This is a genomic window from Planctomycetota bacterium, from assembly GCA_026387035.1.
Taxonomy (GTDB): domain Bacteria; phylum Planctomycetota; class Phycisphaerae; order FEN-1346; family FEN-1346; genus JAPLMM01.
Map to the genome: position 1 here is coordinate 1 of JAPLMM010000256.1, position 14,637 is coordinate 14,637.

At 67.5% G+C, this 14,637-nt stretch carries 11 protein-coding genes; 7 read left to right on the top strand and 4 right to left on the bottom strand.

Features of this window, described 5'->3' with window-relative positions; translation table 11 throughout:
* The 3 genes from NTX40_09715 to NTX40_09725 form a co-directional block, all read left to right on the top strand.
* Positions 1-637 (top strand): hypothetical protein (locus NTX40_09715; GenBank protein ID MCX5649353.1); only part of this gene is annotated, 637 nt, incomplete at its 5' end.
* Between the two features lie 104 nt (positions 638-741).
* Positions 742-1,677 (top strand): glycoside hydrolase family 130 protein, encoded by a 936-nt coding sequence (locus NTX40_09720; protein MCX5649354.1) that lies wholly within the window; start codon positions 742-744, stop codon positions 1,675-1,677.
* A 2-nt stretch (positions 1,678-1,679) separates the two neighbouring features.
* On the top strand, positions 1,680-2,615 hold the full coding sequence (locus NTX40_09725) for a glycoside hydrolase family 130 protein (protein MCX5649355.1): 936 nt from the start codon (positions 1,680-1,682) through the stop codon (positions 2,613-2,615).
* Between the two features lie 54 nt (positions 2,616-2,669).
* Here the strand turns inward: NTX40_09725 and NTX40_09730 are convergent, their stop codons facing one another.
* The 3 genes from NTX40_09730 to NTX40_09740 all read right to left on the bottom strand — a co-directional run bounded on the left by NTX40_09730 (position 2,670) and on the right by NTX40_09740 (position 8,204).
* Positions 2,670-4,223, bottom strand: coding sequence for a hypothetical protein (locus NTX40_09730; protein ID MCX5649356.1), 1,554 nt, complete (start codon positions 4,221-4,223; stop codon positions 2,670-2,672).
* Between the two features lie 323 nt (positions 4,224-4,546).
* Complete coding sequence (locus tag NTX40_09735; protein MCX5649357.1) at positions 4,547-5,266, bottom strand: sugar phosphate isomerase/epimerase; 720 nt, start codon at positions 5,264-5,266, stop codon at positions 4,547-4,549.
* Positions 5,267-5,561: 295 nt separating this feature from the next.
* Entirely contained in the window at positions 5,562-8,204 is a 2,643-nt protein-coding gene (locus NTX40_09740; GenBank protein MCX5649358.1) for a hypothetical protein, read from the bottom strand.
* Positions 8,205-8,383: 179 nt separating this feature from the next.
* Here NTX40_09740 and NTX40_09745 point away from each other — a divergent pair, with 179 nt between their 5' ends.
* The 3 genes from NTX40_09745 (at position 8,384) to NTX40_09755 (ending at position 11,568) form a co-directional block, all read left to right on the top strand.
* Positions 8,384-9,301 carry an ABC transporter permease gene (locus NTX40_09745; GenBank protein ID MCX5649359.1) on the top strand — a complete coding sequence of 306 codons (918 nt, stop codon included), beginning with the start codon at positions 8,384-8,386 and terminating at the stop codon, positions 9,299-9,301.
* Entirely contained in the window at positions 9,294-10,250 is a 957-nt protein-coding gene (locus NTX40_09750; GenBank protein MCX5649360.1) for an ABC transporter permease, read from the top strand. Before NTX40_09745 ends, NTX40_09750 begins: the two co-directional genes overlap by 8 nt.
* Before the next feature lie 319 nt (positions 10,251-10,569).
* Entirely contained in the window at positions 10,570-11,568 is a 999-nt protein-coding gene (locus tag NTX40_09755) for a metallophosphoesterase (protein ID MCX5649361.1), read from the top strand.
* 233 nt (positions 11,569-11,801) lie between these two features.
* Here the strand turns inward: NTX40_09755 and NTX40_09760 are convergent, their stop codons facing one another.
* A complete protein-coding gene (locus NTX40_09760) occupies positions 11,802-13,697 on the bottom strand; it encodes a PD-(D/E)XK nuclease family protein (protein MCX5649362.1) in 1,896 nt (631 codons plus the stop codon).
* 22 nt (positions 13,698-13,719) lie between these two features.
* Here NTX40_09760 and NTX40_09765 point away from each other — a divergent pair.
* The coding region (locus tag NTX40_09765) for a hypothetical protein (protein ID MCX5649363.1) at positions 13,720-14,637 on the top strand (918 nt) is incomplete at its 3' end.

Sequence of the window (14,637 nt, forward strand, 5' to 3'; positions counted from 1 at the left end):
AGCGGTTCACCTGCCGCAGGACCATCCGGAACGGCCGAACCTTCTCGAGATGGCGCGTTACCGTGGGCTGCTTGTGTCGAGCCGCTGGTCGATGCTGTCGAAGTACTCCCTGATGTGGATCCTCGCCGCGCTCCTGCCGGGTATCTTTGAGGGCCTGGGCGTCACGAACGTGGTGGTGGCGACGGCGTTGGCGGCCCAACTGGATGTGTTTCGGAGCCTGACGTTCCTGGCGCTCCATGTCTGGCGGGGCTGGCACCACCGATGGGAGCCGCTGGCCTGGGTGATCGCGGGGCTGCCGGCGGGTTTCTTTTTGGCCGTGTTCGGTCCGAGCGTGGCGGTGGTCCTTTTGGGTGAACTGGTGTTCGGCGTCTCGGCGGGGATGACGTACTACGCGGCCCTCTACTACGCGATGGTCGTCAAGAACGCGTCGGTCGACGCGGGAGGGGCGCACGAGGGGCTCATCGGGGCGGGCTTTGCCGTCGGTCCGGCGGCAGGCCTGGCGGGCAACGCGCTCGCACCGGCGGTGGGGGGGGCGGTCCTGGGGCGCATCGTCGGGGTCGCGCCGGTGGTGGTCGCTTGTGTCGTCGGGGCGGTCGTGTCGCTGGTGAAGGTCGCGCGCACCGCGCGGACCGGCTGACCTCGGCCAAACGTTCAAACTTCGGCGTGCGGTTGGCCGATAAGAGTACGGACCCGTGCGCACCGGGCGGAGGCATCCGGCGCGAGGATGTGAAAGGGCGGCGTATGGCGAAAGCTGAGGGGCGCGATGTCATCCATCGGTCGCCCGACAACCCGATCCTGACGCTCCGCGACGTGCCGTTCCAGTGTAGCGACATTCACAATGCGGCGGTCCTGCGGCACGACGACGGTTTCTGGTTCCTGATTACGGTCGAATCGCTGGAGGGTCAGTACGCGCTATACCTGGGCCGGAGCAGGGACGGCCGGCGGATCCAGGTGGACGAGCAACCTTTCATGCGTCCGGCGCGGGACGAGACGTTCGCGGAGTACGAAAGCCTGGGCGTCCGGGACCCGCGCATTACGGCGCTGGACGGCACGTACTATATCACGTATGTGGCGGAAGGCGACCACGGGCACCGGATCGGTTTGGCGCGGACGAACGATTTCAACACGATCGAGCGCCTGGGTTTTCTGAACCAGCCGGACACGAAGAACGGCATCCTGTTTCCCGAGAAGGTCAAGGGGCGCTACGCGCTGCTGGAGCGTCCGGACGAATCGCAGAGCATCTGGATCAGTTACTCGGACGACTTGGTGTACTGGGGCGATGCGACGGTGGTGATGACGCCGCGCGGCGGCTACTGGGACGCCGACCGGATTGGCGCCGGGCCGCCGCCTGTCCTGACGGAGGCGGGATGGCTTCTGATTTACTACGGGGTGAAGGAGACGGCCGGGGGTCCGCTGTTTCGGCTCGGGGCGGCGATTCTGGACCGCGAGAATCCGGCGCGCGTCATCGCGCGGTGCAACATTCCGATCCTTTCGCCGCGCGAATCTTACGAGCGGATCGGCGACGTGCCGAACCTCGTCTTCTCGTGCGGCGCACTGGTCGAGAAGGACGGAACCCTTTCGCTGTATTACGCGGGGTCCGACAGTTGCCTCTGCCTGGGCACGGCGCCGATCGACGCGATCGTGCGAACCTGCTGCGAGAAGTCGGAGGTGTTCTAGCGATGCCGGCACGCATGGGACGCGACCTGTTGCACCGCTGGCCGCAGAACCCGATCCTGACGGTGCGCGACATCCCGTACCGGTGCAACACGGTTTTCAACGGGACGCCGGTGCGGATCGACGGGGAGTACCGTCTGATCGTCCGCGTGGAGGGCCAGCAGGGGTACTCGTTCCTGGCACTGGCGCGGAGCGAGGACGGCCTGCGTTTCACGGTCGAGGCCAAGCCTTGCATGCTCCCCGCGCGCCGGGGCCCGTTTGTCGTCTGGGAGGAGCGCGGCATCGAGGATCCGCGTCTGACGTGCCTGGAGGGGCGGTACTACATTGTGTACACGGCGGTCTCGCGGTTCGGGCCTCGGATTGCGCTGGCGCGGACGGAAGACTTTCACCACTTCGAGCGCATCGCGCTCATCTCCGGGCACGGGAACAAGGACGGCGTGCTGTTCCCGGAGAGGATCGGGGGCCTGTATGCGCGGCTGGACCGTCCGATCGGGCGGGGCATCGGGAGCGTGTGGATCTCGTACTCGCCGGACCTCGTGAACTGGGGCCGCAGCGAATGGGTCTTCGGCCCGCGCGACCGCTACTGGGATTCGTACCGCGTCGGGGCGAGCGCCCCGCCCATTAAGACGGATCGCGGCTGGCTGGAGATTTATCACGGCGTGCGGATGACGAGCGGCGGCCCGATCTACCGCGCGGGGGCCGTCATGCTGGACCTGGAGAACCCGGCGAAGGTGGTCGGCCGCTGCCTGCCGCCCATCCTCAGCCCGCGCGAGATCTACGAGCGCGTGGGCGACATCGGCAACGTGGTGTTCGTCGGCGGGGCCATCGTCGAACCGGACGGCGAAGTGAAGGTCTATTACGGCGCGGCCGACACGGCCATCTGCGTTGCCACCGCGCCCCTCCAGGACATCATCGACTGCTGCTTCGAGTGCGGCGACTAACAACGGCGCGCCGCTCACTTACGTTCGCGGCTCGGCAAGGTGCACTGGCTACGATCACGCCTCTTCGATGACCTTGCATCCCATCGCCTCCGCCAGGGCGGAGACGGGCGCCTTCAGGTCTCCGTAGAACGTAACGCGGTGCCAGCCCCAGCGGTCCCACTCGGCGAAGAGTTTCTCGATGTCGCCGACCGGCTCGGCGACGAGTTTGGTGCGGCACGCGCGGTCGTCGGGGTCGTTCCCCACGGCCTTGGCCTGGTGAAAGAGCATTTCCTTCTTATCCGGCCATATTTCGAGGGTCGTCGTCATGTAACCCGGCGGCAGGATGGAGCGGACGGACGCCCCCTGCCGGTCCTCGGAGTGGGTGAGGATGTGGAAGGGGTTCGCCGGGCCCTGCGGCCCGAACACCCTGTTCGATGCCACGCAGTGGGCGTAGATGATCCGGCGCTTGGCGGTGTCGATGACCGGGTCGGAGATGTAGCCCGGCCGGCCCTGCGTCAGGGCCGTGATCGCCACCATGGTGGCCGTGGACCGCACGTCGCACTCGCACGCGCCGACGAGCCCCTCGTTGTTCAGTTCGTGGAACCCCAGGCATGGATACGCATGGATGTGTCCGCCGTAGAACCCTCCGAGACAGTTGATCGTGATCGCGTTGGCCCCGCGCTTCTTGAGGACCTCCTTCATGCCCAGGTACATCGCCGCCGACGTCTCGAGCGTTTCGCGCGACACGTCGACGACCGACGCCGCGGTCTTCTGCCAGCGGTCGGCCGCCTCGCGGGCCTGGTCCTTGTCGGCGGCCTTCCAGGCCTCGTTGACCTCGGCGAACGACACGTTTTCCATCGGGATGCCCCCGACGGGCGCCGCTGGGCCGGCCTCCTGGCTGCGGACGGCGAGGATTTTCGATTCCTTCATCCGCGCAAGGCACTCCTCGGTTGAGATGCACTTGACGGGGTCGGGCGTGCAGGCGAGGTCTCCGGGCTTGGGCGTGCGGTCGCGGCGGACCTTGGCCGTGGCCGCCGCAAAATCGAACCCGGGGTTGCCGCGCGCCGCCTCAAAGCACTTGACGGCCTCCACCAGGTCCTCCATCCGCGACGAGGCCACAAAGCCCACGTTGGCCGCCTTCTGCCTCAGAAACGCCGCCGTGTACACCATGAACCCGCCGCTGCCGGCGTACGTGAAATCGGCATAGAGGGTGGGCTTGCCTGTGGCGGCTGCAGTCTGGACGACCTTGGGCCAGTTGTTCATCTGGAAGACGAGGTAGCCGTCGATGTTGGCGTCCTTGTCCTGCTCGACGATCTTCGCAGCCTCTTCCGGCCCGGCTGCCATTGCAGGTAGAAACTCGCAGTTGGGGACCTGGGCCGCCAGGCCCGTGTTGAACCGTTCCATGACGGGGACGAAGTCGAAGCCGATGTGGGGCCAGGTCGGCCGGGGCTGCTTGGGTGCATAGAGCGAATAGAGGACGCGGATGCGGACCTTGCCGCCCTCAGCCGCCAGCGCAGCCCGGGGCCCGCCCAGGACAGCCGCGCCCGCACAGGCCGCGCAAGCCCCCAGGAACGTGCGCCGCGAAAGCCCGTGCATCGGACATCCGGAAGACAAGTTGCGTATAGTCATGGTATTGCCCTTTCGTGCCGCAGGGGGTCGCGTCCCGAAAGCGGGTGGAATTTGGGGTTCGGCGCGACCCTGCTCCGAAGCCCCATCCGGCCCGCCATCCGGGCGAGCCTAATGCCATCTTACGCGGCCTCCTTGTACCCGTCAAGCGCCGCAAGGTCGATCGCGTCGGCTGCCGCGGTCTTGGACGCCTCGGCGATGCACAGCCGCAGCCCCGTGTCCATCTGAACCCCGCGCCAATCGGAAATTCGGACAAAATTCGGGACAGTCCCCTATTTCGCCCGCCGCCCCGATCGCCATCCCGCGCCGCATCGTGCCCTCCCTTCCTACGCCGCCGCGATTTGGCCGATCGGCGATTCCGACATGGCGATGCCCGTCTCCTCGCCCCGCATCGCCGCCGCCAGCGACGCGCTCACGTCCTTGACGTGCATGTAACTCAGTTTCGGCAGGAACCGCTTGAGGAAGTCCACCGGGTTCCTGCCCGCGATGAACGTGTTCCCCGTGTCCAGGTTGAACCGCAGGCGCGGCGTGTCGAAGAAGTTCAGCATCCGGTCCAGGATCTCCGGATCGGTCGTGTAGGGCCCGTGCGTCTCGATATTGACGGTCACGGCGTAGTCCTCGGCCCATTCCAGGATCTGGCGGTAACTCTCCTTCGTGATCGCCATCACCTCCTCGTCCGTGTACCCCTCGGGCTTGAACTGGCCGTCGGTCGTGTCGACGAACGGGCACCCGATGGCCGCCGCGAACTGGATCGCCCGCTGGACGTACCGGACGGCGAACGTCGCCCCCAGGGGGCCGGTGATGGGGTACGCGGCGTCGATCTGCGACGGCCGCAGGCCCTGGGCCTCCAGGTAGCGGCGGAGGCGGATGGGGTTGGAGTCGAGCGAGACGGCCGGGCTGTAACCCAGGCCCTCGACAAAGTCCTGCCCGTCGACGACGCCGAACTCGATATGCTCCAAGCCGAACCGCTTGGCCGCCTCCACCGCCTGCCGGAACGAGCCGCTCAGGCACCGCCAGTTGTCCGTGTGCATGCTCAGTCGGATCATGGCCGTCCTCCTTGTCGGGACCGTCAGCCGCCCTGCCACGTGGTCTGGCGGCACCCTGCCGCCCGCCCCGTGGAATATCAAGCCTTCCCCGCCGCTACGCTCGGCGACCTGGAGGCGATGGCCCACCTCGGCAACTACTATGCCTCGAAGATCCTCGGGGCCGTCGACCTGGCGCGGTTCGACGAGTCAAAGGATGAGAAGGACCGCGCCGCCGCCGCGCGGGCAGCGTTTCTTCCGGCGCGTTTGCGGACCCGCGGGTGGAAGTTCGCCAGCCGCTGGTCGCGCCGCACCAACTTCATCGCCGCAGTTTCACGACGACATACGGCGTCTGCTCCTCCAGGTCGGGGTAAATCCGCCCGCGCCCCCGATTGTCCATCAACTCGATGTAGTACATGAAGTCCCACTGCGGGTCGATCTGGTCGGCCGGCACGACGGCCTGGTATTCGTCTGGCCGCTGGGTCGGCTGCATGGGCAGCGTCTCGTAGTCCAGGTGCTGGTTCACGCTGCGATAGCGCAGGCGGACCCATTGGACGCCCGATTCCGCGCGGACCGTCGCCGTCACGGTGAGCGGTTCGCCGACAGTCAGTTCGCCGACGCTCTGATGTCGCACCTGCGGGGACGGCGCCTCGCGCGCCATCGCCTCGGCCAGGCGCTTCAATGCCGCCGTGGCGGATTGGCTGGTGCCGCCCTTGATCTCGCCGCGATCGCGCTCCAGGGCCGCCAGACCGCTTTCCAACCCCGCCAGTTCGTCCTTCCAGTGGCCGCACAGACCCGCCCGCCGGTTCCCCATCGCCAGGTCATCCGTGTAGACGTCCCCCGCTGCCGCCACCAGTCGCCGCCACGCTTCCACGGCCAGGCGCTCGTGGGCGACGGCCTCGTCCAATGCCGCCACGTCGCCGCTGCGAATGTAGAGGCGGTAGGCCACCGCCGCCGGAATCCGCCGCGAGTGAAACGCCGCCAGATTCGACAGAATGTTCAGGTCGACGACCGTGCTCTGGAACTCCTTGCCCGGCGGATCGCCGGCCTTCTTTTCCGCTGCCGCCACCTCGGACGCGATCTCCTGCGAGACTTTCGCCAACCACCGGCTCGTCTGGGGCGGGCGCACCTTCGCGGTTTCGCCGCCCGTGAGCAGGTTCTCCGCCTCCTCGTCGAAACTCGCGAACTGCGCCACGTCGCTCCCCTCGGCTTGGGCGTACTTCGGCAAGTCTCCGAGCGGCTGCTTTTCCGCCCAGCCGCGCGTCATCGGAAACAGTTTGTACGGGTAACACGCCGCCACGATGCGCGGCAACACGGCGCTGGCGCGGTGGAGCGCCTTCGCGACATGCGGCCCCGCTTCCGCGCCGAACCGCCGCTGGAATTCCTGCTCCCACACCTCCGCAGGTGTGGCCGGGTTGTATCCCAGCCGGCCGAACACCTGGAAGAAATGCCAGTACCGCTCAAACTCGTAATCGTAATAGCGGTACTTGGCGTTCAGCAGGTCGAACGGCTTGAGGTCATGGGCCTGGGCCTGCATCTTGGTGCACAAAGGCTCGTTGATTTCGAACCCGTCGCCGTCGTACAGCCGCGTGCTCTCGACAAACCGCCGCGCGTAATCCGGATCCCCCCACACGAGCACGCGCGCCGTGCCTCCGTTCCACATCCGCCAGTGCATCTTGTACCGCTGCGGGTAGCGCAGCAGGTCCGCGTAACTGTGCCGACGGTTGCGTTGGTCCGGCGGGTTGATGTGTGTCGGATGGAACGGCATCCCCATCTGCTCCATCCAGTATTTCGTCGTCACCCGGACGTGAACGCCGCTCGCGATCCCCGCCTCGATCACCTCGTCGGGCAGTCCTTTCGCCCTCGCGTCGAAACGCATCTTCGGAGCGTGCTCCTTCATCAGGGCAAAAACCTCTTTCCAGAACCCCACCTGCTCGCTCATCTTCAGGCCCGATTCGTCGTGCATCCGACACTGGATGGCGTCCACCTCCGGCGCCAGGCGGAACAGTTTCGCCAATGCCGCCTTCGTGTACGGCACCAGGTTCTCCGCCGTCACGCCCCACACGAGGTTCGGCGTGGGCTCCTGGAGCGCGCGTTCCGAGCCCGGCGTCGCGTTGGCCTGCACCCCGCCGCGATAGATGTGATCCCAAATCCCCAGCGTCACCGAGATCCCGCGAGCGTGCGCCATGCCTATCAGCCGATTCAGCGCATCGAGGTTCCGCTTCTGCTGCTGCGGCGTGATCCCCTCCATCCGCACGCCGGGAAACTCCTCCACGTCAAAGAAGTACGGATACGGCGGCGCGAGGAACCCGCCATTCTCGTATCCGAAGATCACCGCCAGCGTGTTGAACCGGTTGGTGGCGAGCATGTCCAGATACCGTTCCCAGTACGCGCTGTCGTAGAAGCGGCTCTCGAAATACGCGCGGTTCATCGTGTACAGCGACACCGCGCGTTCCGGGGCGTAGGGGGCCTCCACGATGTCCCGCACCTCGCTCAAGGGCTGCGCGCTATCCGCCGACCATCCGATCCGATCCGCCACGTCCAGACTGCCGTACATCACCCCCCGGTCGTCCGACCCCGCGACAAGCACGCCCGCCTTGCCGCCGATCTCCATCCGCTTCACCAGCAAACCTTCTTTTGCCGGCGGCACGTTGAGCCTGCCGGCCTTGACCAGTTCCCCAGCCGCGCCGGACCCCGTCGCCAACCCCGTCACCACGATTATTTTTCCCCGTGCTGCTTCGATCGTCTCGGCCTTTTCCACCGCGACGCCCCTGGCCTCGAGCGCCGCCACGATTTTCGCCGCCCCGTGGACCGCCGGCGCGCCGGGATTCGCGTCTGTCACGACCGATACGCCCGGCCCCATGTCGGCCGCCGGCACGCGCGGTCCGCTCACCATCAGGATTGCTGCCGTCGCCACGATCCGCCACATCCCGGACCATTCCATCGTTGCCTCCGCTTCCATTCGAAACGCCCGCGAGACCATCCGCCGCCGGGCGATTGGACAGCCATCATACTGTCCCCCGGCCGCGTGCGCCTACCCGGATTCGCAGTGTCTCTCGCACCGGAGCCCCGCGCACCCCTTGCCAACCGCCCGCCCGCGGGCTATGCTGAGCGGCGCGCCAGACCCGCGAGGCGACGACGATGCTCCATTACATTCTCAGGCGGCTCCTGTACTTCATCCCGACGCTCCTCATCATCTACACGGTCGCCTTCCTCATGATGCGGGCCGCGCCGGGCAGCCCCTTCGTCCAGGAAAAGGGCCTGCCGCCCGAAGTTCTCCAGGCCCGGATCGAAAAGTACTACGCCGACCGGCCCGTCTATCAGTATTTCCGCTACGCGTGGGACCTGGCGACCCTTCGCGGCATGAACTCCATCCGATACCCGGAGCGGAACGTCGTCCACGACATCCTCGCGCCGGCGTTTCCCGTGAGCCTCTCGCTCGGCATTTGCGCTCTGAGCCTGGCGGTCGTCGCCGGCACGGCGGCGGGGGTCGTGAGCGCTGCACGCCCCCGGTCGCTCGCCGATTATTCCGCCATGGCGGGGGCGCTCGTCGGCGTCAGCCAGCCGTCGTTCGTCATTGCGGCCCTCTTGCTCGCGATCTTCTCGTTCTGGCTCCGCTGGCTCCCCGTGGGCGGATGGGGCAGGCCCAGCCAGTTGATTTTGCCGGCCCTCGCGCTGGCGGCGTTGCCCGCGGCGTACATCGCGCGCCTCGTGCGGATGGGGATGCTTGAGGTTCTCTCGGCCGACTACATCCGCACCGCACGCGCCAAGGGCCTGCACGAGCGGACCGTGCTCCTGGACCACGCGTTGCGGAACGCCTGGCTACCGGTCCTCGGGTATTTGGGTCCCGCGGCGGCGGCGGTGTTCAGCGGATCGTTCGTCGTCGAAAAGATTTTTGCGATTCCCGGCGTCGGGCAGCACTTCGTGGACTCGGCCCTGCACCGCGACCATCCGCTCATCCTCGCCACGGTCCTCCTCTATGCCGTGCTCCTGGTCGCCTTCAATCTCCTCGTGGACATCGCGTACGCGTGGTTTGACCCGAGGATCCGTTATGACTGACCCGTCGTTCGACAATCCGGCCGTGCGGCGAGGCATGGCAGGAGCCGTCCGGCCGGCGCTGTCGCCGACGCGCCTGGCGCTTCGGCGATTCCGGCGGAACCGGCTTGCGCTGGCGGGCCTCGTGGTCCTCGTGGCGATTGTGGCCGCGGCGATTGGGGGACTCGTCCAGGATCGCCTTGCGGCCTGGCGCGGCGAGCCGGAGCCGTATCGCACTTCCCTCCCCGGCATCCATCCCCAGCCGCCCAGCCTCGTGCCCTTCCGCCCCTTCGGGACCGACCCGCTCGGCCGCGACATGCTGGCGCGGACGCTCGTCGGCGGATGCGTGTCGCTCGGCGTGGGCCTGGCGGCGGCGGTCGTGAGCGTTCTCGTGGGCACGGTCTGGGGCCTCGTCGCCGGGTACGTCGGCCGCGGCGTCGATACGCTCATGATGCGCGTCGTGGACGTCCTCTACGGCCTGCCGTACGTCCTGCTCGTCATCCTTCTGCTCGTGCTCTTCGCGGAGCAGTACGCCTGGGTCCGCGTGACGGCCCTTTTCCTGGCGATCGGGGGCGTCTCCTGGCTGACAATGGCGCGGGTCGTGCGGGGCCAGGTGCTCGCGCTTCGCGAGGCGGAGTTCATCCAGGCGGCCCGGGCCATGGGGACCCGCACGGGAAGGATTATTTTCCGCGAGATGATGCCGAACCTCGCCGGCACCATCCTCGTCTGCGCGACGCTCACCGTGCCCCTGGCGATCCTCCAGGAATCGTTCCTTTCGTTCCTCGGGCTCGGCGTGCCGCCGCCCTTGGCCTCCTGGGGGACGCTGGCGTCCGACGCGATGGGGGCCCTGAACCCGGTCCAGGCGTACTGGTGGCTGATGGTGTTTCCGTGCGCGTTTCTGGGGGCGACGCTCCTGGGCCTGAACTTCGTCGGCGACGGGCTCAGAGACGCTTTCGACCCGCGGGCGCAGTAGGCTTGTTTCAACCGCAAAGGATGCAAAGCACGCAAAGAAAAGATTTGGGGAACGACCAAACGATTTCAAACAGCAACCTGGTTTGTTCCTTGCTCCTTAGTCTTGCGGTTGTTCTCCCATCCTCCCTTTGCGCTCTTCGCGTTCTTTGCGGTTAAATCACGGCAAGAAAAGCGGCGAGAGGGCGGCGAAGGATTCCCGGGCCGCCGGCCCGCCGCTTCCACGGCGCCTCAGGGGATGATATAATGCCCGCCGGTCGATCCGCCTTCGTCCCGATGAATCGGGACTACGGCAGACGGGCGCGGCGGAGAGGAGGCGGGCGATGCGTCGGTCGCTTTGCGGGCTGGTGATCCTGGTGTTGGCCGCGGTGGCGGGGTGCGCGCCGAGCGTGCCGGGCGGCCGCGTCAAGTTCGCCAACCTGGCGGGGATTTATTACTCCGCTTCGCCGGGGGTCGAGGCCGAGGCGGCCCTGGTCGAGGACTCCGAAACGCTCCTGCGGCGCGCCGTCGCGCAACTGAACGCCGAGAAGAACCTCGACTTCGTCGTCCTCTCGGGCGATCTTCTCGCGCAGGCCGACGCCCTCAGTCTGGACCGCGCCAAGGCGATCCTCGCGGAACTCGCCGTTCCTTATTACGTTGTCCTCGGCGACCACGACGGCCCGGCTGGCGCCGCCGACGCCCCCGCCTTGAGCCGAACGAGCGTCCTCTGGGCGTTCCAGGGCCACGGTTTCGACGGGCCGGAAGGCTACTGGTGCCGCGAGGTCCTGCCCGGTCTTATGCTCGTGGGCTTGGACACGGCGGCGGGCGGGCGGGGCAAAGGCCACGTCGACGCGAAGCAACTGGAGTGGCTCGACCGGACGCTCGCCGAGCACAAGGACAAGGCTGTGCTCGTGGCGGCGCACCACGGCCTGATGGCGCTGCATCCGCTGGATGAGGGAAGCGCGTGGCGAGACCTCCTGGTGGACAATGGGGAGGCGGTGCGCCAGGTGCTCGCCCGCCACGCGAACGTCCTGGCGGTGCTGACGGGGCACCACCACTTGGCCGACGGGCGCGTCAGCGGCCGGATCGTGTACCTGGCGGCCCCGAGCGTGAGCGTCTGGCCCCTGGCGTACCACCTCGTGAACCTGACGAAGACGGAGGCCGAGGCCGTCTGGGTTCCCCTCGACCAGGGGGACCTGGCGCGGCGAGCGCAGGAACGGTTGCTGGGGAGCGCGATGTACCGCGGCGTCTTTCCGCCGGGCGAGGATGGAGACACGACGTGCGTGCGCCTGTTCGGAGGTGGCAAGATGGCCGTGGTCCCGCTGCCCGCCATCCGGCCATGAAGGGCGGGCGGGAGCACGGGCTGGTTCATCCCCGCTCAATACTACTACGCGGTGTTCTTCAATCCCGGCGCGCCGGGACCGAGAACGCAGAGAACAGAAAATCTTGGGAGAGGCGAAAACAGCCAAGACCGCTTCTTGTCATTCGGTCGTTCCCCTATTTCTTCTCTGCGCTCTCTGCGATCTCTGCGTTGAGATAGCGTTGTAGAATTAGGGCCCCTTCAAAAATTATTTCCTCACCCGGCACGTCCGTAGTCGCACAGCCGACCGAGCCGGCAGTGGCTGCATTTTTTCGTATGGCGGCACTCGAACCGGCCGCCGGCGATGGCCGAGAGCACCTCGTGCGCCTCGGTTTCCGCCGCTTTCAGGCCGCCGGCGGGATGATACTCGACTAAAGTCCCTGAGTCAATCACATATATGGAACATCTGGATGCGGGCCGGCCCGCCCACCGGCTGACGGCCATCGCATACAGGCCCAACTGAAGGCGATAGGCCTCGACCGACGGCTTGCCCGTTTCATCCGGCGCTAGACGGCTCTTGTAGTCCGCCAGTTCCCACTGTCCGTCCGGGTTCTCCAGCACCAGGTCCACTATTCCATGTATTTCCGTCTCGCCCAGCCGCAACAGGACAGGCATTTCCCGGTAAGCCGCTTTAGCACAGGCGACGCGGCGGCCCAGGTCGGAAGCCCAGAACCGCGAAACCGCCTCGGTCGCATCCCGCGCGAGCCGACGGCGCCACGGTCCGGGGCCACCATCGGCCCGCCGGAGCGCCCCCTCGACAGCCCGGCGGATGTCCTCGTCGTCCGGCGAAACCGCCAATTCCAACGCCCGGTGGTAAAGGAGGCCGCGCTCGCGCGGCGAAAGGAAAATCTCCCCGGCTTGCGGCGCCCGGAGCGTGTCCGCCTCCGGCTCGGGCGCCTCGACCCCGAGGACATGGGTCCACCAGTACTCCGCGGGGCACCGGCGGTACACGTCCAGGGCCGTCGCCGCCACGCGCTGCGGCGGCCGCGCGGGCGGCTCGGCAGGCGAAACCTGCTCGAGAACCCGCGCGAGCCTTCCCCGCGGAGCCGTCTGGGCCCGGCTGCGCACCACATCCCAGCGCACGCGGCCCGAGGCGAAGACGTCTCTCGGCCCCACGCGCCGCCGGCCGTGGTGGGCGGAGTCTCGCCCCGGCGCACACGCGGACACACGCACCGTGCAACTTCCCGGAAGCGTCACCACGCGGGATCCCTCTTCCAAGTTCGCTGGCAGGCCTGTGCCTGTGGCCAGGACGTCCTGCCACGTCAGGGTCTGCACGATCGTATACGCTTGGTGGGAGCAGAAAATTGCATAATCCTTTGCGCGGGTTATGGCCACGTAAAGGAGTCGGATGGCTTCGTCGGCCTCGGCCCGCTTGGCCTCGCGGCGGGCAAGGGCCAGGGCACAAGAGGCGGCCGTCTCGCCCTGGTCGTCGCGGAGACGGACCGCCAGCCCCGTCGCCGCGTGAATGAAGTAGTCGGCCCGCGGCCCGCGGGAGGCGTGGCCCAGGTCGGGGATCGCCACGATCGGAAACTCCAGGCCCTTGGCCTTGTGGATCGTCATGAGGCGGACGCTGCCGCCGCCGGAGCCGTCCTCCGGCGTGTCGATAGCGGCCTGTTCCTGGCGCATTTCGCTCTGCATGAAATCGCTGACGTAATCGATGTAGTCCCCGAGCGACGCCATGCCCTGCCGTTCGAAGCGGCGAGCGAGTTCCGCCATCTGCCTGAGGTTCGCATAGGCCCTCGCGCCCCCGAAGCCGGCGACGGTGGCGGCGGCGTAGCCGGAATCGAACACCACCTCGTCCAGGAGGTGGGCCAGGCCCATCGGGTCCTTGCGTCGGGCCCAGTCGGGCAGGAGGCGGGCCGCCCGCGCCAGGCCGCGCTGGTCCTCGGCCTCGAAGCCGGACGCCTCGGCCGCCGGCTCGAGCGCCCCGAGGAGCGTGCCGCCCAGGCGCCGCAGGCGGTACAGCCCTTCGTCGCTGACGGCGAAGAAGGGCGACCGCAGCACCCCCGCCACCGCCAGATCGTCCGACGGATCCTCCAGCGCCCGCAAAAGGTTCAGCACGTCCAGAACTTCCTGCTGCTTGTAGAACCCGCTGCCGGCGACGACGGCCATACGTTGCCGGACGCCAAACTTTTTGCCCGTCGTCCCACACCCGGACGTCGCCCTCGGTGCACATCGCGTGGATGCGTTCGGCCAGTTGCTGGGCTTCGGCGGCGTAGCCTTCTTCGGCGCGGAGACCTTCGCCTTCGGGGCCGATGGCGTGGAGCCACTCGGCCGCGACCTCATTCTTCTGCTCGTGGGCGGGTTCGATCGGCTCGTACAGGTCGCCCATCAGCGGCGGGAACAGGTGGTTGACCAGCCCCGCGATGCCCCTGTTCAGCCGGAAACTCTTGGCGAGCCCTTTTTTGCCCTTCGCACCGACGCGCCCGAGCGCACGCTCGAACACCTCAATCTCCGCGCCGCGGAACCGATAGATGGATTGCTTCGGGTCGCCCACGCCGAAGAACGCGCCAGGCCGCAGCGGCCCCGCCTCGCCGCGCCCGCCACGGCGGGTAAACTTCCCGGCCGCGCTCGTCAGCAGGTCCACGATTTCGAATTGCAGGAGGTTGGTGTCCTGGAGTTCGTCGACGAGGATGGCACGGTAGGCGCCGCGGCAGGTTTTGAGGACGCGGGCGTCGGACCGCAGGAGGTCGCGGGCGCGGATCTGGAGGTCCTCAAAATCGAGGGCCGAGCGACGGCGCTTCGCCTCGTCGTAGCCGGCCTCCACCCGCCGCGCCGTCCGGAACATCGCGCGGGCCACCGCCAGATGCTGCCTCTCGATCTCTTCGTCGAAGACGGGAAGGTCGTCGTTGACCTCCTTGAAGGCGTCCTTGAGGGTTTTCGTGGCATCCTTGACGGCCTGGAGGGCGCCGGCGGAGGGCCAGTTCTTTTCGATTCCCCCCTGAAGGCGGATCGCCAGGAGCGCCTCGACCGCCGACTTCATCACGTCCGCCGTCCGCCCCTTCGCGATCCGGTCCACCGCGTCCAGCATGGCGCGCCGGATCAGTTCGCG

What these genes read in the sequence shown, in the direction of transcription:
- NTX40_09740 (MCX5649358.1), bottom strand. Translation starts at nt 8,204, where the DNA reads ATGGAAGCGGAGGCAACGATGGAATGGTCCGGGATGTGGCGGATCGTG.
- NTX40_09720 (MCX5649354.1), top strand. Translation starts at nt 742, where the DNA reads ATGGCGAAAGCTGAGGGGCGCGATGTCATCCATCGGTCGCCCGACAAC.
- NTX40_09725 (MCX5649355.1), top strand. Translation starts at nt 1,680, where the DNA reads ATGCCGGCACGCATGGGACGCGACCTGTTGCACCGCTGGCCGCAGAAC.
- NTX40_09730 (MCX5649356.1), bottom strand. Translation starts at nt 4,223, where the DNA reads ATGACTATACGCAACTTGTCTTCCGGATGTCCGATGCACGGGCTTTCG.
- NTX40_09750 (MCX5649360.1), top strand. Translation starts at nt 9,294, where the DNA reads ATGACTGACCCGTCGTTCGACAATCCGGCCGTGCGGCGAGGCATGGCA.
- NTX40_09755 (MCX5649361.1), top strand. Translation starts at nt 10,570, where the DNA reads ATGCGTCGGTCGCTTTGCGGGCTGGTGATCCTGGTGTTGGCCGCGGTG.
- NTX40_09735 (MCX5649357.1), bottom strand. Translation starts at nt 5,266, where the DNA reads ATGATCCGACTGAGCATGCACACGGACAACTGGCGGTGCCTGAGCGGC.
- NTX40_09745 (MCX5649359.1), top strand. Translation starts at nt 8,384, where the DNA reads ATGCTCCATTACATTCTCAGGCGGCTCCTGTACTTCATCCCGACGCTC.
- NTX40_09760 (MCX5649362.1), bottom strand. Translation starts at nt 13,697, where the DNA reads ATGGCCGTCGTCGCCGGCAGCGGGTTCTACAAGCAGCAGGAAGTTCTG.